20 protein-coding genes are annotated in these 23,060 nt (G+C 70.7%); 7 read left to right on the forward strand and 13 right to left on the reverse strand.

What is annotated here, in order from left to right; translation table 11 throughout:
* Positions 1-60: 60 nt before the first annotated feature.
* The 5 genes from TR42_RS09100 to TR42_RS09120 all read right to left on the reverse strand — a co-directional run bounded on the left by TR42_RS09100 (position 61) and on the right by TR42_RS09120 (position 7,214).
* On the reverse strand, positions 61-4,197 hold the full coding sequence (locus TR42_RS09100) for a CshA/CshB family fibrillar adhesin-related protein (RefSeq protein ID WP_042215107.1): 4,137 nt from the start codon (positions 4,195-4,197) through the stop codon (positions 61-63).
* 449 nt (positions 4,198-4,646) lie between these two features.
* Positions 4,647-5,261 carry a hypothetical protein gene (locus TR42_RS14325; protein ID WP_052405886.1) on the reverse strand — a complete coding sequence of 205 codons (615 nt, stop codon included), beginning with the start codon at positions 5,259-5,261 and terminating at the stop codon, positions 4,647-4,649.
* 138 nt (positions 5,262-5,399) lie between these two features.
* Positions 5,400-5,753 (reverse strand): HepT-like ribonuclease domain-containing protein, encoded by a 354-nt coding sequence (locus TR42_RS09110; protein ID WP_042215109.1) that lies wholly within the window; start codon positions 5,751-5,753, stop codon positions 5,400-5,402.
* Positions 5,750-6,079, reverse strand: a complete 330-nt coding sequence (locus TR42_RS09115; protein ID WP_042215111.1) for a nucleotidyltransferase family protein — start codon at positions 6,077-6,079, stop codon at positions 5,750-5,752. Before TR42_RS09115 ends, TR42_RS09110 begins: the two co-directional genes overlap by 4 nt.
* 199 nt (positions 6,080-6,278) lie before the next feature.
* Positions 6,279-7,214, reverse strand: coding sequence for an aldo/keto reductase (locus TR42_RS09120; protein ID WP_042215114.1), 936 nt, complete (start codon positions 7,212-7,214; stop codon positions 6,279-6,281).
* An 84-nt stretch (positions 7,215-7,298) separates the two neighbouring features.
* On the opposite strand from TR42_RS09120, the gene TR42_RS09125 reads away from it, so the two are divergent.
* Entirely contained in the window at positions 7,299-7,895 is a 597-nt protein-coding gene (locus TR42_RS09125; protein ID WP_042215116.1) for a TetR family transcriptional regulator, read from the forward strand.
* A 232-nt stretch (positions 7,896-8,127) separates the two neighbouring features.
* Here the strand turns inward: TR42_RS09125 and TR42_RS09130 are convergent, their stop codons facing one another.
* Positions 8,128-8,523: a VOC family protein gene (locus TR42_RS09130; RefSeq protein WP_042215118.1), complete on the reverse strand. Its 396-nt coding sequence runs from the start codon at positions 8,521-8,523 to the stop codon at positions 8,128-8,130.
* A 126-nt stretch (positions 8,524-8,649) separates the two neighbouring features.
* Positions 8,650-9,735, reverse strand: coding sequence for a redox-regulated ATPase YchF (ychF, locus tag TR42_RS09135; protein WP_042215119.1), 1,086 nt, complete (start codon positions 9,733-9,735; stop codon positions 8,650-8,652).
* Positions 9,736-9,827: 92 nt separating this feature from the next.
* On the opposite strand from ychF, the gene TR42_RS09140 reads away from it, so the two are divergent.
* Positions 9,828-10,022: a hypothetical protein gene (locus tag TR42_RS09140; protein ID WP_042215120.1), complete on the forward strand. Its 195-nt coding sequence runs from the start codon at positions 9,828-9,830 to the stop codon at positions 10,020-10,022.
* A 207-nt stretch (positions 10,023-10,229) separates the two neighbouring features.
* Here the strand turns inward: TR42_RS09140 and TR42_RS09145 are convergent, their stop codons facing one another.
* The 4 genes from TR42_RS09145 to TR42_RS09160 form a co-directional block, all read right to left on the reverse strand.
* Positions 10,230-11,984: a dipeptide ABC transporter ATP-binding protein gene (locus TR42_RS09145; RefSeq protein ID WP_042215122.1), complete on the reverse strand. Its 1,755-nt coding sequence runs from the start codon at positions 11,982-11,984 to the stop codon at positions 10,230-10,232.
* Positions 11,981-12,916 carry an ABC transporter permease gene (locus tag TR42_RS09150; RefSeq protein ID WP_042215124.1) on the reverse strand — a complete coding sequence of 312 codons (936 nt, stop codon included), beginning with the start codon at positions 12,914-12,916 and terminating at the stop codon, positions 11,981-11,983. Before TR42_RS09150 ends, TR42_RS09145 begins: the two co-directional genes overlap by 4 nt.
* Positions 12,909-13,835, reverse strand: coding sequence for an ABC transporter permease (locus TR42_RS09155; protein WP_042215126.1), 927 nt, complete (start codon positions 13,833-13,835; stop codon positions 12,909-12,911). The genes TR42_RS09150 and TR42_RS09155 overlap by 8 nt, the downstream gene beginning before the upstream one ends.
* Before the next feature lie 193 nt (positions 13,836-14,028).
* The gene (locus TR42_RS09160) at positions 14,029-15,678 is read right to left on the reverse strand and encodes a peptide ABC transporter substrate-binding protein (protein WP_042215128.1); all 1,650 of its coding nucleotides are present in this window, start codon (positions 15,676-15,678) and stop codon (positions 14,029-14,031) included.
* 299 nt (positions 15,679-15,977) lie between these two features.
* On the opposite strand from TR42_RS09160, the gene TR42_RS09165 reads away from it, so the two are divergent.
* Positions 15,978-17,261 carry a DNA recombination protein RmuC gene (locus TR42_RS09165; RefSeq protein WP_042215130.1) on the forward strand — a complete coding sequence of 428 codons (1,284 nt, stop codon included), beginning with the start codon at positions 15,978-15,980 and terminating at the stop codon, positions 17,259-17,261.
* Between the two features lie 22 nt (positions 17,262-17,283).
* Here the strand turns inward: TR42_RS09165 and TR42_RS09170 are convergent, their stop codons facing one another.
* Entirely contained in the window at positions 17,284-18,267 is a 984-nt protein-coding gene (locus tag TR42_RS09170) for a 4-hydroxy-3-methylbut-2-enyl diphosphate reductase (protein WP_236623412.1), read from the reverse strand.
* A 31-nt stretch (positions 18,268-18,298) separates the two neighbouring features.
* Between TR42_RS09170 and xseA the strand changes: the two genes are divergently transcribed.
* Positions 18,299-19,561, forward strand: coding sequence for an exodeoxyribonuclease VII large subunit (gene xseA, locus TR42_RS09175; RefSeq protein WP_042215134.1), 1,263 nt, complete (start codon positions 18,299-18,301; stop codon positions 19,559-19,561).
* A gap of 15 nt (positions 19,562-19,576) precedes the next feature.
* Here the strand turns inward: xseA and TR42_RS15170 are convergent, their stop codons facing one another.
* Positions 19,577-20,155 carry a hypothetical protein gene (locus tag TR42_RS15170; RefSeq protein WP_042215136.1) on the reverse strand — a complete coding sequence of 193 codons (579 nt, stop codon included), beginning with the start codon at positions 20,153-20,155 and terminating at the stop codon, positions 19,577-19,579.
* Positions 20,156-20,276: 121 nt separating this feature from the next.
* Here TR42_RS15170 and TR42_RS09185 point away from each other — a divergent pair, with 121 nt between their 5' ends.
* The 3 genes from TR42_RS09185 (at position 20,277) to TR42_RS09195 (ending at position 22,924) form a co-directional block, all read left to right on the forward strand.
* The gene (locus TR42_RS09185) at positions 20,277-20,555 is read left to right on the forward strand and encodes an exodeoxyribonuclease VII small subunit (RefSeq protein WP_042215137.1); all 279 of its coding nucleotides are present in this window, start codon (positions 20,277-20,279) and stop codon (positions 20,553-20,555) included.
* Positions 20,552-21,469, forward strand: coding sequence for a carbohydrate kinase family protein (locus TR42_RS09190; RefSeq protein ID WP_042215139.1), 918 nt, complete (start codon positions 20,552-20,554; stop codon positions 21,467-21,469). Before TR42_RS09185 ends, TR42_RS09190 begins: the two co-directional genes overlap by 4 nt.
* A 66-nt stretch (positions 21,470-21,535) precedes the next feature.
* Positions 21,536-22,924, forward strand: a complete 1,389-nt coding sequence (locus TR42_RS09195) for a class II fumarate hydratase (RefSeq protein ID WP_042215141.1) — start codon at positions 21,536-21,538, stop codon at positions 22,922-22,924.
* Positions 22,925-23,060: the final 136 nt, after the last annotated feature.

A 23,060-nucleotide genomic window follows, 5' to 3' on the forward strand; every position in this document is an offset into this window, starting at 1 on the left:
CCTCCCGGGTCCGTCGGGCCTGTCGGGTGGGCCGGCCGCGGGGCCGGCCCACCCGGGGGGTCAGGCCGCGGTGCGGCGACGCGCGGCGAGCAGCGCCGTCGCGCCGGCGCCGAGCAGGAGCGCCATCCACGCGAGCGCGGATGCGACGTCGGCGCCGGTCGCGGAGAGGAGCGGCTCCTCGTCGACGTCGTCCACGGGGTCGCCCTCGGTCGCGGCGTCTGCCGCGTCCGCCTCGTCCGCGGAGCCGTCGACCCCGGCCACGGCGGGCGCGGCCACCACGACGACGACGGTCGCGGTGGTGGTCCCGCCCTCGTGGTCCTCGACCGTGTAGGTGAAGGAGTCCTCGCCGAAGAAGCCGTCGTCGGGTGTGTACGTCACGGAGCCGTCGGCGCCGATGGTCACGGTGCCGTGCGCGCCGTCCGTGACGGCGACGATCCTGAGCGCGGTGCCCTCGTCGTCACCCGTGAGGTCGCCGACGGTGAAGGTGACGGGCACCCCGGACTCGGTCGCGGCCTCATCGTCGGCCGCGACAGGCGTCACCACGACGGTGAGCACGGCGGTGGTGCGCTGACCCGCCGCGTCCTCGACCGTGTACTGCGCGCTCGCCGTGCCGCTGAAGCCGGCGGCCGGGACGAAGGTGTACGCGCCGTCCGCGGCGATGGAGAGCTCTCCGACGCCGACCGCGAGGCCGTCGTGCGCGACGACGTCGAGGTCGGTGCCGGAGTCGTTGAGCAGGACGCCCGCGTCGGCGCCGCGCGAGACGGCGGTACCGGCGGAGGTGCGGTCCGCATCGTCGGCCGCGACGGGCGTGACGTCGATGGTGAGCGTCGCGGTGGCGCGACGCCCCTCGGCGTCCTCGATCGTGTAGTCGGCGGCGACGATGCCGGAGAAGCCGGCTGCCGGCGCGAACGTGTACGAGCCGTCGCTCGCGATGGCGAGCGTGCCCGCCTCGGCGGCGAGCGCCTCGTGATCGACGACCGTGAGCGCGGTGCCGAGGTCGTTGCGGAGCACGCCGCCCAGCGCCGACCGGGTCAGCGCCGTGCCCGCGGTGGTGGCATCGGCATCGTCCACCGCCGCGACGTCGACCGCGATGGTGAGGGTCGCGCTCGTGCGCTGGCCTGCGCCGTCCTCGACCGTGTAGGTGGTGACCACGGTGCCGGAGAAGGCGGCCGGCGGGACGTAGTCGTACGAGCCGTCGGCGTGCAGGGTGAGCGTGCCCTCGTCCGCGGGGATCGGGGTGCTGCCGACGACGGTGAGCGCCGTGCCCTCGTCGTTGGCGAGCACGCCGCCGCCGGCGCCGCGCGACAGCGGGGTCGAGGCCGGGGTGCCCGCGACATCGTCCACCGCGGACGGCGTGACGGTCACCGTGACGGTCGCGGCGACGCGCTGGCCCGCGGCGTCCTCGACCGTGTAGGTGAAGGAGTCGGTCCCCGAGAAGCCCGCGTCCGGCGTATAGGTCGCCGCGCCGGCGGAGTCGACGACGACGGTTCCGTGCGTGCCGTGCGTGGCCGTCACGACCTCGAGAGCGGAGCCCTCGTCGTCGTCGATCAGCTGCGCCTGCGTCAGGACGAGCGGCGTGCCGGCGACGGTGGTGCCCGCATCGGGTCCGGCGACCGGCGTGACCGTGACCGTGAGCGTCGACGTCGCGGTCTGGCCCGAGGCGTCGACGGCGGTGTACGTGGTGCTCGCCGTGCCGGAGAAACCGGCCGCGGGCGTGTAGGTGTAGCCGCCGTCGGTCGCGATCGCGAGCGTGCCCTGGGCGGGCGGCAGCGCGACGGAGCCGGAGACGGTGAGGCCGGTGCCCGCATCGTCCGCGAGGACGCCCTCGGCCGCGGCGCGCGTGATCGGCGTGCCCGCCTCGGTCGCGTCGCTGTCCGCGACCGCCACCGGGGTGACGTCGACGCTCACCGTCGCGGTCGCGGTCTGACCCGCGGAGTCGGTGACGGTGTAGGTGAACGCATCGGGACCGGAGTAGCCCGCGGCGGGCGCGTAGACCACGTCCCCGCTGGAGAGCGCGACGGTGCCGCGCGTCGGATCGGTCACGGACGTGACGCCGAGGCTCGAGCCGCGGTCGCCGTCGAGGAGGTCCGCGGCGCTCCAGCGCAGCGGGGTGTCCACGGGGGTGGTGCCGGAGTCCGCGTCCGCCGTGGGCGTCACCGTGATGGTGAGCGTCGCGGTGTCCGTGGCGCCGTCCGCGTCCTGGATCGAGTAGTCAGCCGACACGATGCCCGAGAAGCCGGGCGCCGGGGTGTAGGCGTAGCCGCCGTCGGCCGCGATGGCGAGCGCGCCGCCGCCCGAGACCGGGAGGTGCCCGGTGACCTCGAGGTCGCCTCCGATGTCGTTGATCAGGACGCCCTCGGCCGCGCCGCGCGTGAGGGCGATGTCGACGGAGGTCACGTCCGCATCATCGGCCGCCGAGGCCGGCGCGTGGACGGTCACGGTGCTGGTCACGGGGGTGAGCGGCGACGAGTCCTCGTCGTCCGCCTCCGCGGTCGCGGTGTTGAGCACGTAGCCACGCGCCGCATCGGCCGAGGTGACCACGTGCGACGCGGTGCAGTGCACGGTGGAGTGCGCGGCGACGCTCGCCCACGAGCAGCCCGCCGTGACCGCGGTCGGGTCCGAGACCACCACGTCGTTGAGGGGCACGTTGCCCGTGTTGGCGAAGGCGAGATCGAAGGTGAGGGTGTCGCCGACGGCCACCTCTCCCCCGGTGTGGCTCTTCGTCAGGGACATGCCCGGCGTGGCCGGCCACTCCATGGTGATCGCGTAGTCCTCGACCTCGCCAGCGGAGGAGAAGCCCTCCGGCGTCAGCTCCGCGACGGTCGGCGCGATGCGGAAGCGGGCGAAGGTCTCTTGGGTGGCGAGGCCCGGCGCGGTCGCCGGGGCGGTGAAGGTGAGGTCGACCATGCCGCCGCCCGCGGGGCACTCGACCACGGTCGAGCGCTCGGAGGCGTCGAACGCGCCGTCGCCGTCGAGGTCGATCCAGCCGGCGACGTGGCCCTCGTCGGCCGCGGTCGCGTGGCACGCGACGTCGGTGACGGTGAAGGTGCCGTCGGGCTCGACGTCGTACCCGGCGGCGAGCGTCACGCCGTCCTCGTCGTCGGAGCCCTTCGCATCGTCCGCTGCTGCGTCCGCGCTGGGCTGCGCGACGCCGTCGAAGTCGACGGTCGCGCCGAGGCGGAGCGTCGGCGCGAGCTGCTCGGCGAGGGTCATGGTGAAGATGCCCTGTCCAGTGCCGCTGGTGTACGGCTCGGGCTCGCCGCCGGTGAAGGAGGCCTGGCTCAGCGCGGCCGCGGCGCCGTATGTCGAGGGCGCGTCGCCGAAGTCGACGTCGATGACTACGCCGAGCGCGATGGCCTCCTTGCCGCGGCCCTCGAGGGTGACGTCCGTCGCGGCGGAGACGCCGTCCATGAACGCGACCGCCATGGGGTTGGGCGCCATGCCGGCGGTGGACGACTCGCACGTGGTGTCGGCCGCGCCGCGCAGCGAGAGCGTCTGGTTGCCGCCCGCGCTGGTGAGCTGCGCGTAGGTGTCGTTGGTGCAGTCGACGCCGCGGGTGCGGTCGAGGATGCGCCACGTGCCCGCGCTCGAGATGGTCGCTCCGACGTTCTCGGTGAAGCCGCTGGCGGAGACCGAGGACTCGGCGCTGGCGAGCACCAGGCCCGCGAGCTCGATCGGCGTCGTGCCTGCAGCGGTCACGAGCGCGGCGTCGCACGCGAAGTCGAAGTTCACGGTGTTCGCGTTGTGGATGGCCGCGAGGCCGGCGACCAGCGTGTTGGAGGTGCCGGTGCCACCCGAGTGGTAGAGCTCGTCGAGGCCGTCGCCGCGCCACGTGCCGCTGGCGTAGGCCTCGATCAGCCTGCCGCCGGAGCCGGACACGGAGTCCGAACCGCGCGTGCGGACGAGGTCGTCGATGGTGCAGGACACCACGATCTCCTCGTCGCCGATCTCGATGGTCTCGGTCGTGGAGATGCGCCCGGATCCGTCGGGGACCAGGTCCTCGCCGGACGCGCCCCAGGTGATCCACTGGACCGACGGGAAGCGGGCGTCGCCGTCGGTGGCGACGGCGGCCCCGGCGGCGGGTGCGGTGAGCACCGCGGGCACGACGGTGACGACCGTCAGCGCGGTGACGACGGCGGCCGCCGGAAGGCGGCGCCGGGGCGCGCGGGCGCGCGAAAGCCTGATGGCTCGGTTCACAGGAGTTCCTCAGCTCGTGCCTTGTTCGCCCGGGCAGGAGCCCGCGCACACTCCCTCAGCGGCGCGGGACCTCGATCCGGGACGTCAAGGTCTGTCAACAACCCATGAAATATAGCCATTCTGCGTATCAAATGTGAGGTACGCCACGCCGGTGACGTGGGTCACACGCCTGGTGCCCTTCTTGGGACTTCAGTTCGCACTGTCCCGTCGCCTGCCTCGTGCGCCCCCGCGCACCCCGCGCACCCCAGCGGGACATGAGTGCCGGATCCGGCTCAGATCCGGCACTCATGTCCCGCCAGCGCGCAGGCCGGCGCACTCGCTGAAGCCGAGCACCGGTGCGTGCCATGGCACCAGCGACATCGCCGTCCGCTGAGACACCGGCGCCCGCACACGTGCGTGTGCGGGCACTCCCGTGTCAGCCACACGCCAGGCCGAATGGTGCTTCGTACCTAGTGCTCCGCGCGCTCGCCTGCCTGGAAGAGCATGAAACGTGCGTGGGCCCGGTTCATCTCATCCGGGTCGTCCACGAGCGCCCGCGCGAAGCGGAGGTCTCCATCCCTCATCGTGAGCAGCGACCACCTGACCACCGCAGACCGGTCCGCCAACAGCTCAAGTGCGAGGTCGTCGGGGATCGTGGTCGATGCGGCCACCGCGGCACGCACCTCTGCACGGCGGTCTCGCGCGAGCAGCCTCATGAGGTCAGCGGGGCGATGATCAGGCTGCGCTACTGCGGCGCGAACCTTGGGATCCGGGTCGGCCACGAGCCGGTCGAGAGTGGTGCGATCGTTTGCGGTGAGCGCCAACCCCTCCCGCCCCTCACGACGAGGGTGCGCGCAGACCGCGTCCCGCACCTCGAGGGACAACGTGTCGCCAAGCTGTCCGACCGCCGAGGCCAGATGCTTGTCACCCGTCGCAAGGGCGGCCAGCCTGACGGCATCGCCAGCGCCAGGGTTCTGCGCCGCGCTCCACCGAACATGCCAATCGCGGTGCGACAGGCGACCGAACAGGACCTCGTCCGAGGTTGTCGGATCCTCGGCCAGCGCTTGATCTGCGGCGATGCTCACGGGGAGAACCTAGCCGCACGACCACGGCCGAGAAAGACCGGCAAGGTGCTCACCGCAGAACTTCAGAGGTTGAACCGGAACTACACGTTGAACCTGAACTCGACCACGTTCCGCAGCCGAGCAACCTCACAACAGCGCTCAGGCCCCTGACGCACGGCCGCCCTCGACGTGCTGCCGCAGCGCCTCGGCCAGCGGCGGGAGATGGTGCTCCACCACGTCCCGGATCACTTCGAGGTCGACCCCGAAGTACCGATGGACGAGGATGTTCCGGAAGCCGCGGATCTGGGGCCAGGCGATCTCGGGGTGTGCGTCGACTACGTCAGGGGTCAGGTGGTTTGCAGCCTCGCCGATGACCTGGAGGTTGCGCTCGATCGCATCCTCGACCATGTCGACGAGGTCGACAACTCCCGCGTCGAGCAGGGCGACGTAGCGACGGCACCGCTCGATCGACTCGAGGATGTCCGCGATCCGCTGCTCGACGCTTCGCGTCACAGGGCGACCGAATCCTCGACGGCCGACTTCGAGATGGGCCTCCTGAGCAGCTGCTCCGGGAACACATCGATGTCGTCACGGCCGAACAGCGCCCGAACCTCCTCAAGGAGACCGGAGGCCCGCATGAAGACGTTGCCGTCCGCGGGGTCCATGTCCACGAGGATGTCGACATCGCTGCCCGCGTGCGCCGTTCCGCGCGCGACCGAGCCGAACAATCGCGGACGAGTCGCTCCGTAGCGCGCCAGTACTGCGTCGAACTCCTCGCGACGCGCGTCGATGAGCCCGCGCAGCGCGAGCGTCTCGGGCGTCACGTCGACCTCGGACATAGGCCCAGGATAACGAGGCCCACCCAGACCGGCGAGGATGCTATCTCGAGGGGCCAGAGGTTGAACCGGAACTACACGTTGAACCGGAACTCGACCGCATTCCGTAGCCGACCAACCTGTGACGACTCGCGAACGAAGGAAGCGGGCACCTCGAACGTCGCACCGCTCGAGGTACCCGCCCGTCACGTCGGAGCCAGGATCAGCGTCCCGCGACCACTCCTCCGTTGGGTGCAATCTCAGCGATGCGCGCGAGGTCAGCATCGGTCAGGAAGATGCTTGCGGAGGCGATGTTCTGCGCGACGCGTGCCGGGTTGCGCGAGCCGGGGATGGGGACGATGTAGTCCCGCTGCGCGAGCAGCCAGGCGATGGCGAGCTGCGCGAGGGTCGCACCCTTCTCATCGGCGAGCGCGGTGAGCGCCTCGACGATGGCGACGTTGGCGTCGTAGTGCTCGGGGGCCCAGTACGGGATGCGCTGGCGGAAGTCGGTCGCGTCGTAGGCGGAGCGGGGCTGGACCGCGCCGGAGAGGAAGCCGCGCGCGAGCGGCGAGTAGGCGACGAGGCCGATGCCGAGCTCCTCGAGCACGGGCAGGAACGCCTCGGACTGGCGGGCGAAGATCGAGTACTCGGTCTGGAGCACCGAGATCGGGTGGACGGCGTGTGCGCGCCGCACATTGTCGGGCGTCGTGTTGGACAGGCCGAGGTACCTCACCTTGCCGGCGTCGACGTACTCCTTCATCACGCCCACGACGTCCTCGACGGGCACGGCCGGGTCGTGGACGTGCTGGTAGAGCACGTCGATGTGGTCGACGCCGAGGTTGCGCAGGCTGTTGTCGATCACGTTGCGGACGTGGTCAGGGTGCGAGTTGGGGGCATACGTGGGCGTGAAGCCGAACTTGGTGGCGATGGTGACCTGCTCGCGGATGGGCGCGAGCGCAGTGCCGAGCAGCTGCTCGCCGACGCCCCACCCGTACATCTCGGCGGTGTCGAAGTGCGTGACGCCGAGGTCGTGCGCGCCGCGGATCGCGGCGATGGACTCGGTGTCGTCGCTCGGGCCGTAGCCGACCGCGGTACCCATCGCGCCGTAGCCGATGGCGGAGACGGCGAGGCCCTGACGGCCGAGGATGCGCTGTTCCATGGGGTGTCCCTTCTCGTGTGACTTCACGACAGAATACGCCCAATCTGTCAGTGTCTGCCACTTATGGCGCGCTATGATCGATCTATGAGCGATCTTGTGAACCCCGTCGGGACGCGCGCCATCGCGCGCGACGCCGTGCGTGCACGCATCTCCGAGGTCGCGGTGGACCTCTTCGATGAGCACGGGTTCGACAACGTCACCGTCGAGCAGATCGCCGCCGCCGTCGGCGTCTCCGCGCGGAGCGTGCACCGGTACTTCCCCGCGAAAGAAGACACTGTGATCGGCGATCCTGCCGGCTGGGGCGAGCACGTTCGAGATCAGCTCGCGTCCCGTCCCTCCGAGGAACCCCTCTGGGATGCGCTCCTCGCGTCCTACGAGGCGCTGCTCCTGACCCCGAGCCGGAACGAGGCACAGGGCAGGAAGGCGATGCGGGTCCTCGGCAGCACCCCGGCGCTGCGAGCCAGGAACCTAGAGAAGCACCTGCTGTGGGCCCGCCTGCTCACGCCCATCGTTGCCGAACGCCTCGAAGGCAACCACCGGGAACTGCGCGCCGAGACCATCGTCCAGGCCTCCCTCGCCTGCTTCGACATCGCCCTCACCGCGTGGGCGGAGGCCGATGCCGTCGAGAGCTCGGTGGAACTCCTCCGCCGAAGCTTCGGCGCGCTCCAACCCACCGCGTAGAGGCCCATCGCAGGGCCCCACTCTGCATCTGGGTGTCGCGCGAAACCAGCGCGCTCGGCGACTGCCCGGAGAGTCGACCCGAGCACCTGCCTCGGATCAGCGGCCAGAGGTTGAACGGGAACTACACATTGAACCTGAACTCGACCACGTTCCGTAGCCGAACAACGTCTGGATGCCTCGAAGCCGCGCCCTGCCAGTGTTCAGAGGCTGAAGCAGGTCTCAGCCGACAGCCTCACGACCAGTCGCGCGTCGAGAGGACGAGCCGGTACCCGTCGGGATCTTCGACCGTGACGCCGTGTTCGTTCCAGTACGGGTTGCGCGCCTCGACAGCAGCACCGCCGGCGGCTTTGATCCGACCGATGAGAGCTTCGTCGATGGGGCCGGCCAGGTAAAGCACCAGGAGATCCTCTTCCGTGGGGTTCGGCGAGACCACCGCATCCTTGACAATCTCAAGATGCCAGGCCGCTTCGGGCCATCCCACGAAGGCCAGCTCCGCATACGGCGCGCCGTCCTCGAGCTTGCGCCCCTGGAGCGTCATGCCCAAGCCGTCCACCCAGAATCGAACTGCTGCATCCATGTCGCGCGTCGGGCGCGCCAGGCGCATATGAGCACCGTCGAGATTCCGCATCTTGCCTCCCCTGGCGACGATGGAGTGGCAAGGCTAGCGCAACCGCTGGACGGGCAGTCTCGCACGAAGGCGGAACTGACAGAAGCGCTCGGCATTCACCGCATGGCGGCGACTCGAGAGTGACTTCTACAAGTTGAACCTGAACTCGACGACGTCGCCGTCCTGCATGACGTAGTCCTTGCCCTCCATGCGGACCTTGCCGCGCGACTTGGCCTCGGCCATCGTCCCGGCGTCGATGAGGTCGTGGAAGTGGACCACCTCGGCCTTGATGAAGCCGCGCTCGAAGTCGGTGTGGATCACACCGGCCGCCTGAGGCGCCGTCCAGCCCTTGTGGATGGTCCACGCGCGGGCCTCCTTGGGCCCGGCGGTGAGGTAGGTCTGCAGGCCGAGCGTGTCGAAGCCGATGCGCGCGAGCTGGTCCAGGCCGGACTCCTCCTGGCCGTTGGCCTCGAGCATCTCGCGGGCCTCCTCCTCGGAGAGGTCGACCAGCTCGGACTCGAACTTCGCGTCGAGGAAGATCGCCTTCGCGGGCGCCACGGACGCCTCGAGGTTCGCGCGGAGGTCCTCGTCGGCGAGGCCGTCGTCGTCGAGGTTGAAGACGTAGATGAACGGCTTGGTCGTGAGCAGGTTGAGATCGCGGATCTCCGCGAGGTCGAGGCCCGCGACCGGCGCGCCCGAGCTCAGCGTCTGGCCGGCCTCGAGGATCTCCTTCGCCTCCTGCACCGCGGTGAGGTACGAGGCGGGCGCCTTCTTGGCGCGCACCTCCTTCTCCAGGCGCGGGATGACCTTCTCGACCGTCTGGAGATCCGCGAGGATCAGCTCGGTGGTGATGGTCTCGATGTCGGAGGCGGCGTCGACCTTGCCGTCGACGTGGATGACGTCGGGGTCCTCGAACGCACGCGTCACCTGGCAGATCGCGTCCGCCTCGCGGATGTTCGCGAGGAACGCGTTGCCCAGGCCCTCGCCCTCGGACGCGCCCTTGACGATGCCCGCGATGTCGACGAACGACACCGTCGCGGGGACCTCGCGCTCCGAGCCGAAGACCTCGGCGAGCTTGCCGAGACGCTCGTCCGGCAACGGGACGACGCCGACGTTGGGCTCGATCGTCGCGAACGGGTAGTTCGCGGCGAGAACCTCGGCGCGGGTGAGGGCGTTGAAGAGCGTCGACTTGCCGACGTTGGGGAGACCGACGATTCCGATAGTGAGTGCCACGGGCGACCAGTCTACCGGCGGACGGTCCCGGTGCCTGCCGGGACGATGCGCGGGCCGGTGACAGCCGCTTCGTCCCGCCGTAGGCTGGCCGGGTGAGCTTCGAGGAGCTGTTCAACCAGGGCGCCGCGCATCTGCGCGAGCAGAAGGACCTGGACAAGATCCGGCCCGCGACCGAGGTGGTGGGCGAGGCTCCCGCGCGCGATGAGGACGATGCGACCTCGGGGCTCATCATCCCCGCACCGGATGCGCTGCCGGCCTTCGAGCCGCGGCGCCGGCGCCAGGTCTGACCTGCCCCGACCGACCACCAGTGCCCCAAGGCGCGCACGGCGACGCCGAAAGCGACCGCCGGTGCCCCATTCAGGCGTCGAGAGCCTGGTATGAGCGGTGCCGAGACTGGCTGACGGGAGCGGCGCGCGAGGCGAGACGCGCGCCCGGATGCACGAGGGCCCCGGGCCTCCCATGCGGGAGATCCGGGGCCCTCGTGGCGTGGAGGCTTACGCCCCGAACTCGATGCCCGCGCCGGGGATCGCGTCCAGGAGGCGCTGCGTGTACTCCTGCTGCGCGTTCTCGAAGATCTCGTCGGTCGCGCCGGTCTCGACGATCTTGCCCTTCTCCATCACGGCCACCGCATCGGCGACCACGCGCACGACCGCGAGGTCGTGCGTGATGAAGAGGTACGTGAGATCGAGCTCGGCCTGCAGGTCCGCGAGGAGCTGCAGCACCTGGGCCTGGACCAGCACGTCGAGGGCGGAGACCGCCTCGTCGAGCACGACGACCTCGGGCTTGAGCGCGAGCGCACGCGCGATCGCGATGCGCTGGCGCTGGCCGCCGGAGAGCTCGTTCGGGTAGCGGTCCGCCATGGCCGAGGGCAGCGCGACCTGGTCGAGCAGCTCGGCCACGCGGGCGTCACGGCTCTTGCGGTTGCCGACCTTGTGCACCTTGAGCGGCTCCGCGATGATCGCGCCGATCGAGCGCTGCGGGTCGAGCGAGGCGTACGGGTCCTGGAACACCACCTGCATGCGACGACGCAGGTCGAAGAGCTGCTTCGAGGACGCATCGGCCATGCCGACACCGCCGACGGTGATCTGACCGTCCGTGGGCTTCTCGAGGCCGAGCACCAGGCGCGCCGCGGTGGACTTGCCGGAGCCCGACTCGCCCACGAGGGCGAGGGTGGTGCCCTTGTGGATGTCGAACGAGATCCCGTCGACCGCGTGCAGCGGGTCGGACTTGAAGCTGCCGCGACGGATCATGTACGTCTTGCGCAGGTCCTCGACCTTGACGACGACCGGAGCGGCCTCGACGGCCGCCTCGGAGTCCTCGTGGCGCTCGGCCAGGGTCAGCATGTCCGGACCCTCGACGCCGTCCGTCAGGTGCTCGCCCACGGTCGAGTGGATGCGACGCGAGGCCAGCGACGGCGCAGCCGCGATGAGCTGCTTGGTGTACGGGTGCTGCGGGTTCTGCAGCAGCTCGAGGCTCGGGCCGGCCTCGACGATCTTGCCCTGGCTCATCACGATGACCTTGGACGCACGCTCGGCGGCGAGGCCCAGGTCGTGGGTGATGAAGAGCATCGCGGTGTTCTTCTCGCGGGTGAGCGACTCCAGGTGGTCGAGGATGACCTTCTGGACGGTCACGTCGAGCGCCGAGGTGGGCTCGTCCGCGATGAGCAGCTTCGGGTCCGCGCCCAGGCCGATGCCGATGAGCACGCGCTGGCGCATGCCGCCCGAGAACTGGTGCGGGAACTGCTTGAGGCGACGCTCGGCGTCCGCGAGGCCCGCCTGGTGCAGGACCTCGATGGCCTTGGCCTCGATGTCCTTCTTGCCCTTGGCGACGCCGTTGGCACGGATCGCCTCGCGGACCTGGAAGCCGATGTTCCACACCGGGTTGAGGTTGGACATCGGGTCCTGCGGCACGTAGCCGATGATCCCGCCGCGGACGGCGGCCATCTGCTGCTCGTTGTAGCCGGTGATGTCCTTGCCCTCGACCTTGATCGAGCCGCCCGAGATGCGGCCGTTGCCGGCCAGCAGCTTGATGAGCGCGGTGGCGCTGGTCGACTTGCCCGAGCCGGACTCGCCGACGATCGCGACGGTCTCGCCCGGGTAGATGTCGAAGGACACGCCACGGACCGCGTGGACGTCGCCGTTCGCGGTGGTGAACGTCACCTGGAGGTCGTCGACCTCCACGAGCGGCGTGGTCGGGTCCGCCGGCGCGGCGCCGGTGGAAAGGGTCTGCACGGTGTTCTCCTCGGTCATCGGCGAGCCCTCGCCTTCGGGTCCAGCGCGTCACGGAGCAGCTCACCGAGGACGATGAACGCGAGAACCGTGAGCGTCAGCGCGAGCGACGGCCAGAACAGCGACATCGGCGCGACTCGGATGGAGCTCTGCGCATCGGCGATGTCGTTACCCCAGGACATGACGTTGCCGAGGCCGACGCCGAGGAAGGACAGGGTCGCCTCCGCGGTGATGGCCGCGCCAAGCGCGATGGTCAGGTAGACGATCACGGGCGTGAGCGCGTTGGGCAGCACGTGGCGCATCAGGGTGCTGAACTTGCCGCGCCCGACGGCCTCCGACGCCATCACGTACTCGAGGTTCTTCACCTGGAGCACCTCGGCGCGCAGGATGCGCGCGAGCGAGGCCCACGCGAATCCACCGATCGCGAGCGAGATGGTGAGGACGTTCTTCGACGGCATCACCGACATCACGACCACGGCCGCGAGGAAGTAGGGGATGGAGAAGAAGATGTCGCCGACGCGGGACAGGATCGAGTCGACCTTGCCGCCGTAGAAGCCGGCGAGCGCGCCCATGGGGATGCCGATCGCGCCGGTGATGAGCATCACCAGCACGCCGACGGAGAGCGAGGTGCCCGCGCCGTAGATGATGCGCGAGTAGACGTCGGCGCCCTGGAAAGTGAAGCCGAGCGGGTGGCCGGCCTCCGGGCCGGCGTTCGACTTGCTGAGATCCGAGTACGTCGGGTCGACGTCCGTGAACCACGACGGGAACAGCGCGGCGACGGTGACCAGGACGACCATGGCCGCCGCGATGTAGAACAGCGGGCGACGGCGGAGGTCGCGCCACGCGTCGGACCAGAGGTTCGAGCGACGCTCGGACAGCTTGACCTTGTCGACCTCGACGGCCGCGTTCTCGTCGATCGGTGCGACGTAGTGCTCGACAGTGCGGTCAGACATAACGGATCCTTGGGTCGAGCACGGCGTACAGCAGGTCCACGAGGATGTTCACGATGATGTAGAGGATCGTGAGGATCGTGACGAACGACACGACGGTCGCCGTCTCGCCGCGGATGATCGCGTCGAAGAGGACCTTGCCGACGCCGGGGATGTTGAAGATTCCCTCGGTCACCGTCGTGCCCGCGATCAGCGCGCCGAAGCTCGCGGCGGTGTTGGTGATGACGGGGATGAGCGAGTTGCGCGCGACGTGCACCGGGATGATGCGGCGGCGCGTGAGGCCCTTGGCGGACGCGGTGCGGACGTAGTCCGCCGACTGCGCCTCGATGACCGAGCCGCGCATGAGTCTCATACCGGTGACGTAGATGGTGAGCGCGATCACGGTGGCGGGCAGCAGCATGGCCCCCCACGTGGCGTTCGCTCCGACGGTCACCGGGGCCCAGCCGAGCTTGATGCCGATGAAGTACTGCGCGAGGAACAGCGCCACGAACGGCGGCACCGAGCTCAGCACCAGCGCGATCACCAGGTTGGCGTTGTCGATGATGCCGCCCTTGCGCAGACCCGAGACGAGGCCGATGACCACGGCGAGCACGAACTCGATGACGACGGCCATCGTGACGAGCTTGAGCGTCACCGGGAAGGCGCGCTTGAGCACCTCCGTGACCTCCTGGCCCGAGAACGTCGTACCGAGGTTCCCGGTGAGGAGGTCCTTGAGGTACAGCAGGTACTGCACGATGAACGGCTGGTCCAGGTTGTACTGGGCGCGGACCGCCTCGAGCACCGCCGGGTTGGGCGTCTTGTCTCCGAAGAGCGCGAGCACGGGGTCGCCCGGCATGGAGAAGACCATGAAGTAGATGAGGAAGGTCGTCCCCAGGAACACGGGGATCGCCTGCAGGAGGCGGCGCACCACGTACATCAGCATGGGCGCACCTCGCGGCTGTGAGATGTGTTGAGCATGAGAGTGCCGATTCTACCGGGCCGAGGCGGCGCGCCTCGACGCTCCTGCGCAGACTATCGTGCGGCGCAGCGGAGCGGAGGGGCCAGAGGACGCTCGGCGGGAGGCGGACAGGCGACGGCCCGCCCCGCGCGAAGCGGAGCGGGCCGTCGGTCCTGACTTACTTGGTGATCTCGTTGAAGATCGGCACGGAGTGCCAGTCGATGACCACGTTCTCGACGCCCTCGGCGTAGCCGCCGGTGACGTTCGAGTACCACAGCGGGATGGCCGGCAGGTCCTGGAACAGGACCTCCTGGGCCTCCTGGAACTTGGCCGTCCGCTCCTCGGGGGTCGCGGCCGACTTGCCCTCGTCGATCAGCGTGTCGAACGCCTCGGACGAGTAGTCACCGTCGTTCGAGCCGGCACCGGTGTAGTAGATCGGGCCGAGGAAGTTCTCGAGCGACGGGTAGTCCGCCTGCCAGCCCGAGCGCGAGGCCGCCTCGATGGTGCGGTTGGTCACGTCGGTGCGGAGCTCCGCGAACGTCGCGTAGGGCAGGCCCACCGCGTCGATGCCGAGGTTCTGACCGACCTGGTTCATGACCGCGTCGACCCACACGTCGTGGCCGCCGTCGGCGTTGTAGGCCAGCTCGAAGGTGCCGGTCCAGGGGCTGATCGCGTCGGCCTCGGCCCACAGCTCCTGCGCCTTCTCGACGTCGAAGTCGAGGACCTCGGCGCCCGCGAGCGAGTCCGACCAGCCGGCGATGACCGGCGAGGTGAAGTCCGAGGCAGGCGTGCGCGTGCCCTGGAAGACCACGTCGGTGATCTGCTCGCGGTCGAAGGCCATCGAGATGGCCTGGCGGCGGAGCTTGCCCTCCTCGCCGGAGAAGTGCTCGAGGCGCTCCGGGATGGTGAAGGACTGGAAGATGGCGGCGGGCTGGTTGATCGCGCGCTCGCCCAGGTCGTCCTCGTAGGTGGCCATCGCCGAGGAGGGGATGCCGTCGATCACGTCGACGTTGCCCGCGAGCAGGTCGGCGTAGGCCGCGTCCTGGGTCGCGTAGAAGACGATCGAGAGGCCGTCGTTGGCGACCTCGCGCTCACCGGCGTACGACTCGTTGACGGCGAGGTCGATCTGCACGTCGTGCTGCCAGTCGGCGGCGTCCGCGAGCGTGTAGAGGCCGTTGCCGACGGGAGCCTTGCCGAAGGCCTCCGGGTCCTCGAAGAACGAGTCCGGGAGCGGGTAGAAGGCCGAGTAGCCCAGCGAGGTGGGGAAGTCGGCGTTCGGCGCGTTCAGCGTGATGGTGAACGTCAGGTCGTCGACGACCTTGAGGCCCGACATCTCCGGGTTGGAGGCGCCCTCCTCGGCGTTGTAGCCGTCGAAGCCCTCGATGACCTCGAGGAAGTAGCTGTTGAGCGCGGTCGCGGCGTTGGCCGGGTCGGCGCCCCAGTTCCACGCGTCGACGAAGTTGTGCGCCTGGACGGGGGTGCCGTCCGAGAAGGTCCAACCGTCCTTGAGGGTGACCGTGAAGGTCTGGTTGTCCTCGGTGGTGACCGACTCGGCAACCTCGAGCTGCGGCGCGCCGGTGGCGTCGTAGTAGTACAGACCCGCGAAGATCGAGTCGATGATCTTGCCGCCACCGGTCTCGTTGGTCGCGACCGGGATCAGCGGGTTCTGCGGCTCGGAGCCGTTGGTCGTGATGATCATGTCACCGGTGGGGGTCTCAGCCGACGACGACGCCTCGGTGTCGGTGTCGCTGGACGAGCAGCCGACCAGCACGAGCGCCGACGCCGAGGCGAGGGTCACACCGCCGATCACAGACTTGCTGAACTTCACTATTCCTCCTACATGCGCCCGCCGGGCGGCGGACTTGGATAGGCGCCGTCCCGGGGTGTCGGGCGACGACTCGGATGCACGCTGATGACGTGCAACCCAGCAAGGCTAAACACTCTCCGGTTACCGGATTGTTTCTCTGCCTGTTTTCGTGTCCTTTTGTGACCAAACAGTAACCGCGCATCTCACGATGCGAGACTGATGTGAGGTGCATCACGCCGGTTTTCGTGACGATTCGGACACCGGCGTCTCATCCGTCGGCGCGGACCTCCGCTGTCAGTGGCCTCTGGGACGCTGTGGGCATGGTCGAGACAGTCATCGCACTCGTGTCCCTGCTCCTCGGCGCCGCGCTGGGCGCCGCGCTCATGGTCGCCAGGGGCGCCGGCATCCGCGCCGAGCTCGCCGACGCCCGCGCCCGCCTCTCGGCCGCAGGCGAGAGAGAGGCCCAGGCCGCCGCGGAGCTCGCCCGCCAGCAGGAGCGGATCGCGGCCGAGCAGGAGCTGCTGCGCGACCAGTTCCGCGCGTTCACGGCCGATGCCGCGCGCACCCTCGCCGAGACGCAGGAGCGGCGCCTGGCCGCCGAGCGCACCACGCAGCACGCCGAGGCGCAGCGGCGGGAGGAGACGATGCGCCGCCTGGTCGATCCCATGGCGCGCGCGCTCGACGAGGTGCGCCGGTCGACCACAGACGCGGACAAGGCCCGCACCGAGTCCGAGGCGCGCCTCACGGCTCAGGTCCGCGCCCTCATGGACGCCTCGGAGAAGGTCGGGCGCGAGACCGCCGGGCTCAAGGCCGCGCTGCGCCGCCCCGAGGTCCGGGGACGATGGGGCGAGCTGCACCTGCGGCGCGTGGTCGAGGTCGCCGGGCTGGTCCACCACGTCGACTTCGTGGAGCAGGCCACGGACACCGACGAGGAAGGCAGGCGGCTGCGGCCCGACATGCTCGTCCACCTCGCGGGCGGCCGCACCGTCGTCGTCGACGCCAAGACCCCGTTCGACGCGATCCTCGACCTCGAGGACCAGGACGTCGACCGGGACGAGACGCTCGACCGCCACGTCGACGCCGTGCGCAAGCGCGTGCTCGAGCTCAAGGGCAAGGCCTACACGAGCCAGGTCGACTCGCGCCTCGAGTTCGTGGTGCTCTTCATGCCCGCGGAATCCTTCCTCCAGCTCGCGCTCGAGCGCGACCCGCGCCTGCAGGAGTGGGCGTGGGACCACGGCGTCGTGATCGCGACCCCGACCATCCTCGTCGCCCTGCTGCGCACCATCGCGCATGCGTGGCGCGAGACCGCGCTCGCCGAGAACGCGCAGCAGGTGCTGAGCACCGGCCGCGAGCTGTACGAGCGCCTCACCACGATGGGCGGGCATCTCGCGAGGCTCGGCAAGCAGATCGACTCCGCGAGCAAGGCCTACAACGACACCATCGGCGCCTTCGAGCGCCGCGTGCTGCCGTCCGCGCGGCGGATGGGCACGCTGCAGCAGCTCGACTCCGAGTTCGCCGCCGGCCCCATCGACACCGAGATCCGGGAGATCACGGCGGCGGACGTACCGGTCGAGGCGGAGGCCGAGGCGCTCGGGCGCGGCTGATCCCACCCGAGCGGGCGCGCCGTCAGGCGCGCATCGCCCGCTCGGCCTCCTTGGCCTTGAGGTCCGCGCGGATCTCGCGCGGCAGCGAGAACATGAGGTCCTCGGTCGCGGTGCGGACCTCCTCGACGGTCTCGTACCCGCGGCCCGCGAGGTCGCCCAGCACGTCGCGCACGAGGATCTCGGGCACCGAGGCGCCGGAGGTGACGCCCACGGTCGTGACGCCCTCGAACCACTCGTCGCGCAGCTCGGTCGCCCGGTCGACGCGGTACGAGGACCTCGCGCCGGCCTGGAGCGCGACCTCGACGAGCCTCACCGAGTTCGACGAGTTGGCGGAGCCCACCACGATCACCAGGTCGCAGTCCGGCGCGAGCTTCTTCACCGCCACCTGGCGGTTCTGCGTGGCGTAGCAGATGTCGTCGCTCGGCGGGTCCTCGAGCGAGGGGAAGCGCTCCCGCAGACGGCGGACGGTCTCCATCGTCTCGTCGACGGACAGCGTGGTCTGCGACAGCCACACCACGTTCTCGGGGTCGGGGACCTCGAGCCCCGCGACATCGTCCGGCGAGTTCACCACGATGGTGTGCTCGGGCGCCTCGCCGGCGGTCCCCTCGACCTCCTCGTGGCCGGTGTGGCCGATGAGCAGGATGGTGCGCTCGTCGCGCGCGAAGCGGATCGCCTCCTTGTGCACCTTGGTCACCAGCGGGCACGTCGCGTCGATGGTGAGGAGGTTGCGCGCCTCCGCGGCCTCGCGCACCGCGGGCGAGACGCCGTGCGCGGAGAACACCACGCGCGCCCCCTCGGGCACCTGGTCGGTCTCGTCGACGAAGACGGCCCCGCGCTCGGACAGCGTCTCCACCACGTACTTGTTGTGGACGATCTCCTTGCGCACGTACACGGGCGCTCCGTGGAGCTCCAGGGCCTTCTCGACCGCGATGACGGCGCGGTCGACGCCCGCGCAGTAGCCTCGCGGCGCGGCGAGCAGGACGCGCTTGGTGGGGGTGTCAGGCATGCGATCCATCCTATGTGCCAGGCTGGGCCGCGTGACCGAGCCCTCCGACTCCTCGCCCGATCCCGCATCGTCACCCCACACGCTTCCCGCCACGGCCGGGGAGACGTCGGCGGAGCGGCCGTGGCCGGTCCGCCACCTCTCCCCCAAGATCGGCGACTTCGTCTCCCGGCTGCCCGCCGTCTGGGTCGAGGGCCAGGTGCTCAACGTCAAGCGATGGCGGCACCTCGTCTTCCTCACGCTGCGCGACACCGACGAGAACATGTCGCTCAGCGCGACCCTTCCGGCACGCGAGGCGGACGCGCTCGGCGTCGACCTGGTCGACGGCACGCGCGTGGTCATCCACGCCAAGCCCGAATGGTGGACCCGCTCGGGGTCCCTCCAGCTCGGCGGGCGCGAGGTGCGGCAGGTGGGCCTCGGCGATCTGCTCGCACGCCTCGAGGCGCTCAAGGAGGCGCTGGCGCGCGAGGGCCTGTTCGACCTCGACCGCAAGGTCCCGCTGCCCTTCATCCCCCGGGTCGTGGGCCTGGTGTGCGCGACTCAGGGCGACGCGGAGCACGACGTCGTGGAGAACGCCACCCGGCGCTGGCCGGGGGTGCGCTTCACCATCCGCCGCGTCACCGTCCAGGGGCCCCGCGCCGTGCCGGAGACCACCGCGGCGATCCGCGAGCTCGACGAGATCGCCGACGTCGACGTCATCGTGGTCGCGCGCGGCGGAGGCTCCTTCGAGGACCTGCTGCCGTTCAGCGACGAGGCGCTCGTCCGCACCGCGGCCGCGTGCCGGACCCCGCTGGTGAGCGCGATCGGGCACGAGAAGGACTCTCCCCTGCTCGACCTCGTCGCCGACTACCGCGCCTCCACCCCCACCGACGCGGGCAAGCGCATCGTCCCCGACGCGGAGGCCGAGGCGCAGGGCGTGGCGCGCGCCCGCCGGTCGATGGCCGCCGCGGTGGAGCGCCACGTCATGCGCGAGTCCACGGGGCTGGCGACCATCCGGTCGCGCCCGGTGCTCGCGCGCCCCGACGCGATGCTGGCGCCCTACGCGGAGGTGATCGCCGTCGGCCGCGAGCGCTCGCACCGTGCGATGACGGGCGTGATCGACAGGGCCGGCGCCGCCACGCGCGAGCTGACCGCCACCCTGCGCGCGCTCAGCCCCCTGAGCACGCTCGAGCGCGGCTTCGCGGTGGTGCGGGCCCCCGACGGCACCGTGCTGCGCGACGCCGCCGACGTGACGCCGGGCGAGGCGCTGCGGATCAGGCTCGCCCGCGGCGAGGTCGAGGCCGTCGCGCAGGGCTGAGCGCCCCGCGCCTGCTCAGCGCTTGCTGTCGCCGAGCAGGATGTCGAGCGCGTCCGCACGCGCCGAGTTGTTGTGGGGCGCGGCGGGCGCGGCCGGAGCGGCGGGCGCCTGCACGGTCGGCGGGAAGGCGGGGACCTCCGGGAGCGCGGCTGCCGGGGCCGCGGCGGGAGCCTCCGCGTCCGGAGCGCTCCAGGTCCCGGCCTTCATCGCGGCGAGGCGCGCCCGGGCGGCCTTCGCGTACTCCTTGTGGATCTGACGGCCGAGCTTGGCGATGAGCTGCTCGGGCACCGCGGGGTTCTCGATGAGCGCGTAGACCACGTCGACGTTCTTGTCCTTCGCGAGGTCCTCGCGCACCTCGATCGGGATCGCCACGCGGCGGTTGCGCGCGAGGCCGATGCGGACGTCGGTCGACCGGTCCTCCGCGAGCCTCAGCAGGGTCATCAGCGGGGTGCCGGCATGCGCGGCGACCGCGGCACGCACCTTGGCCTCGGGAGAGCGCGAGAGCGTCGCGAGCTCGCCGTCCGAGATCCCGTCGGGGATCGCCTTCTGGGCGCTCTGCCTGGCCGTCTGCTGTGCGTTGCTGTCGCTGAACATGTCCACCTCGTCGTGTCGTCCCTGGAACGTACCCCTTGAGAGGGACCAGAGTCCTAGGTATGACGTTGTTCTCGACAGGATTCCGCAGAACCTTGAGGGCGTCGCCGGTAGCGTGGTCGGCATGAGCGACGCAGCCACCCCTCCCGACCGCCCCGTGGACTCCCTCTCTTACGAGGAGGCGCGCGACGAGCTCGTCGCGATCGTCGCCCGCCTCGAGGCGGGCAGCGCGACCCTCGAGGACTCGCTGGGCCTGTGGGAGCGAGGCGAGGCCCTCGCGGCGCGCTGCCAGTCGCTTCTCGACGGCGCGTACGCCCGCATCGCGGCCAAGGACGCCGGGGAGGACGATGCGGACGCCGGCGTGGTCGGCATCGTCCCCGAGGAAGGCGAGGACGAGCGATGAGCGGTCACGTGCTCGTCGTCGGCGAGGCCCTCGTCGACATCGTGGTCCGGCCCGACGGCACCGAGGAGCACCCGGGCGGATCGCCCGCCAACGTCGCGCTCGGCCTCGCGCGGCTGGGCCGTGAGGCGGACCTGCTCACCCGGCTCGGGCTCGACCCGCATGGCGCGCTCATCGCGACGCACCTGCAGGACAGCGGCGTCACCATCGCCCCCGGCTCGGGCGGCCCGGGCTCGACCTCGGTCGCCACGGCGACGCTCGACGCCGCCGGCGCCGCGAGCTACGAGTTCGACATCGACTGGCGCATCAACCCGGGCATCCGCATGCGCAACATGCCGCTCGCGGTGCACACGGGCTCGATCGCCGCGGTCCTCGAGCCCGGCGCGACGGACGTCAAGCGCCTCGTCCAGGCGCTCCGCGCCGGCGCGACCATCACGTACGACCCGAACGCGCGCCCGTCCCTCATGGGCGACCCGGCCGAGGCGCGGGTCTCGATCGAGCGCTTCGTGCGGCTCTCGGACGTGGTGAAGGCCTCGGACGAGGACCTCGCCTGGCTCGCTCCCGAGGAGGACGTCGCCGACGTCGCCCGCGCATGGGCGGCGACGGGCCCCGCGATGGTCGTGGTGACGCGCGGCGGCGAGGGCGCGACGGCGTACCTGCACGACGGTCGCGAGATCACCATCCCGAGCATCGACGTCGACGTCGCGGACACCGTGGGCGCGGGCGACTCCTTCATGGCGGGGATCATCGACGGGCTCTGGAGCGCCGGCCTGCTCGGCGCCAAGAACCGCGACGCGCTGCGGGAGATCACCGATGCGACCGTCACCCGTGTCCTCACGCGGTGCGCACGCATCGCCGGGATCACCTGCTCCCGGCCGGGCGCGAACCCGCCGACCGCGGACGAGCTCGCCGGCTGACGCGCCGCCCGGCGGCCGTGCCGGGGGTTGACGGAGCTGTCGGGACGCCGTGCCACACTGGGCGCCATGACAACGGAGTTCCGCATCGAGCACGACACCATGGGCGAGGTCCGGGTCCCCGCCGACGCCCTCTACCGCGCGCAGACCCAGCGCGCCGTCGAGAACTTCCCCCTCTCGGGGATCACCCTCGAGCGGCGCCACATCGAGGCGCTCGCGCGGGTGAAGAAGGCCGCGGCCCGCGCCAACGCGGAGCTGGGCGTCCTCGAGCAGGACGTGGCCGATGCGATCGTCGCCGCCGCCGACGCCGTCGCGTCGGGGGCGCACGACGGGGACTTCCCCGTCGACGTGTTCCAGACCGGCTCGGGCACGTCCTCGAACATGAACACCAACGAGGTCATCGCGACGCTCGCGACGCGCACCCTGGGCCGCGACGTGCACCCGAACGACCACGTCAACGCCTCGCAGTCCTCGAACGACGTGTTCCCCACCTCGGTCCACGTCGCGGCGACGTCCTCCCTGGTGGGCGACCTCATCCCCGCGCTCGAGCACCTCGCACGCTCGCTCGAGGCCAAGGCCGAGGAGTTCGCGGACGTCTTCAAGTCGGGCCGCACCCACCTCATGGACGCGACCCCGGTGACGCTGGGCCAGGAGTTCTCGGGCTACGCCGCAGCGGTCCGCTACGGCGTCGAGCGCCTCATGGTCGCGCTCCCCCGCGTCGCCGAGGTCCCGCTCGGCGGCACCGCGGTCGGCACCGGCATCAACACGCCCGAAGGCTTCCCGCAGCGCGTGATCGCGCTGCTCGCGGAGGACACCGGGCTGCCCATCACCGAGGCGCGCAACCACTTCGAGGCGCAGTCCGCGCGTGACGGCCTGGTCGAGGTCTCGGGCGCGCTGCGCACCATCGCGGTGTCCCTCACCAAGCTCTGCAACGACCTGCGCTGGATGGGCTCCGGCCCCAACACCGGCCTGGGCGAGATCCAGCTGCCCGACCTCCAGCCCGGCTCGTCGATCATGCCCGGCAAGGTCAACCCCGTGGTCCCCGAGGCCGTGCTCATGATCTGCTCCCGCGTGGTCGGCAACGATGCGACGGTGGCCTGGGCCGGCGCGTCCGGCGCCTTCGAGCTCAACGTGCAGATCCCGGTGATGGCGCTCGGCACGCTCGAGTCCACCCGCCTGCTCGCGAATGCCGCCCGCGTCCTCGCCGACCGCACCGTGGACGGCATCGTCGCTAACGTCGACAGGGCGCGTCGCCTCGCGGAGGCCAGCCCGAGCATCGTCACCCCGCTCAACCGGGTGATCGGCTACGAGAACGCCGCGAAGATCGCCAAGCACTCCGTCAAGGCCGGCCTCACGGTGCGCGAGGCGACCATCGACCTCGGCTTCGTCGAGCGCGGCGAGATCACCGAGAAGCAGCTCGACGAGCTGCTCGACGTCACCACGATGGTGGGACGCTGACGCCGCGCCGCGTCGGTCGCCCACCAGGCATTCTGCACGCAGTGACATACAGGTTCCCGGGCGGGGTCCGCGTCGCCTAGAATCATCGGGTTCTTGATCGCATCGCCGCGGGACGGCGAGCGTGGAACACCGTGCC

Source organism: Demequina mangrovi (genome assembly GCF_000759715.1).
Lineage (GTDB): Bacteria > Actinomycetota > Actinomycetes > Actinomycetales > Demequinaceae > Demequina > Demequina mangrovi.

Bases quoted from the DNA above. Each gene is read 5' to 3' on its own strand.
- TR42_RS09115 (WP_042215111.1), bottom strand. From the start codon at position 6,079: ATGTCCGAGGTCGACGTGACGCCCGAGACGCTCGCGCTGCGCGGGCTC.
- TR42_RS09120 (WP_042215114.1), bottom strand. From the start codon at position 7,214: ATGGAACAGCGCATCCTCGGCCGTCAGGGCCTCGCCGTCTCCGCCATC.
- TR42_RS09125 (WP_042215116.1), top strand. From the start codon at position 7,299: ATGAGCGATCTTGTGAACCCCGTCGGGACGCGCGCCATCGCGCGCGAC.
- TR42_RS09130 (WP_042215118.1), bottom strand. From the start codon at position 8,523: ATGCGGAATCTCGACGGTGCTCATATGCGCCTGGCGCGCCCGACGCGC.
- TR42_RS09145 (WP_042215122.1), bottom strand. From the start codon at position 11,984: ATGACCGAGGAGAACACCGTGCAGACCCTTTCCACCGGCGCCGCGCCG.
- TR42_RS09150 (WP_042215124.1), bottom strand. From the start codon at position 12,916: ATGTCTGACCGCACTGTCGAGCACTACGTCGCACCGATCGACGAGAAC.
- TR42_RS09155 (WP_042215126.1), bottom strand. From the start codon at position 13,835: ATGCTGATGTACGTGGTGCGCCGCCTCCTGCAGGCGATCCCCGTGTTC.
- TR42_RS09165 (WP_042215130.1), top strand. From the start codon at position 15,978: ATGGTCGAGACAGTCATCGCACTCGTGTCCCTGCTCCTCGGCGCCGCG.
- TR42_RS09170 (WP_236623412.1), bottom strand. From the start codon at position 18,267: ATGCCTGACACCCCCACCAAGCGCGTCCTGCTCGCCGCGCCGCGAGGC.
- TR42_RS15170 (WP_042215136.1), bottom strand. From the start codon at position 20,155: ATGTTCAGCGACAGCAACGCACAGCAGACGGCCAGGCAGAGCGCCCAG.
- TR42_RS09185 (WP_042215137.1), top strand. From the start codon at position 20,277: ATGAGCGACGCAGCCACCCCTCCCGACCGCCCCGTGGACTCCCTCTCT.
- TR42_RS09190 (WP_042215139.1), top strand. From the start codon at position 20,552: ATGAGCGGTCACGTGCTCGTCGTCGGCGAGGCCCTCGTCGACATCGTG.
- TR42_RS09195 (WP_042215141.1), top strand. From the start codon at position 21,536: ATGACAACGGAGTTCCGCATCGAGCACGACACCATGGGCGAGGTCCGG.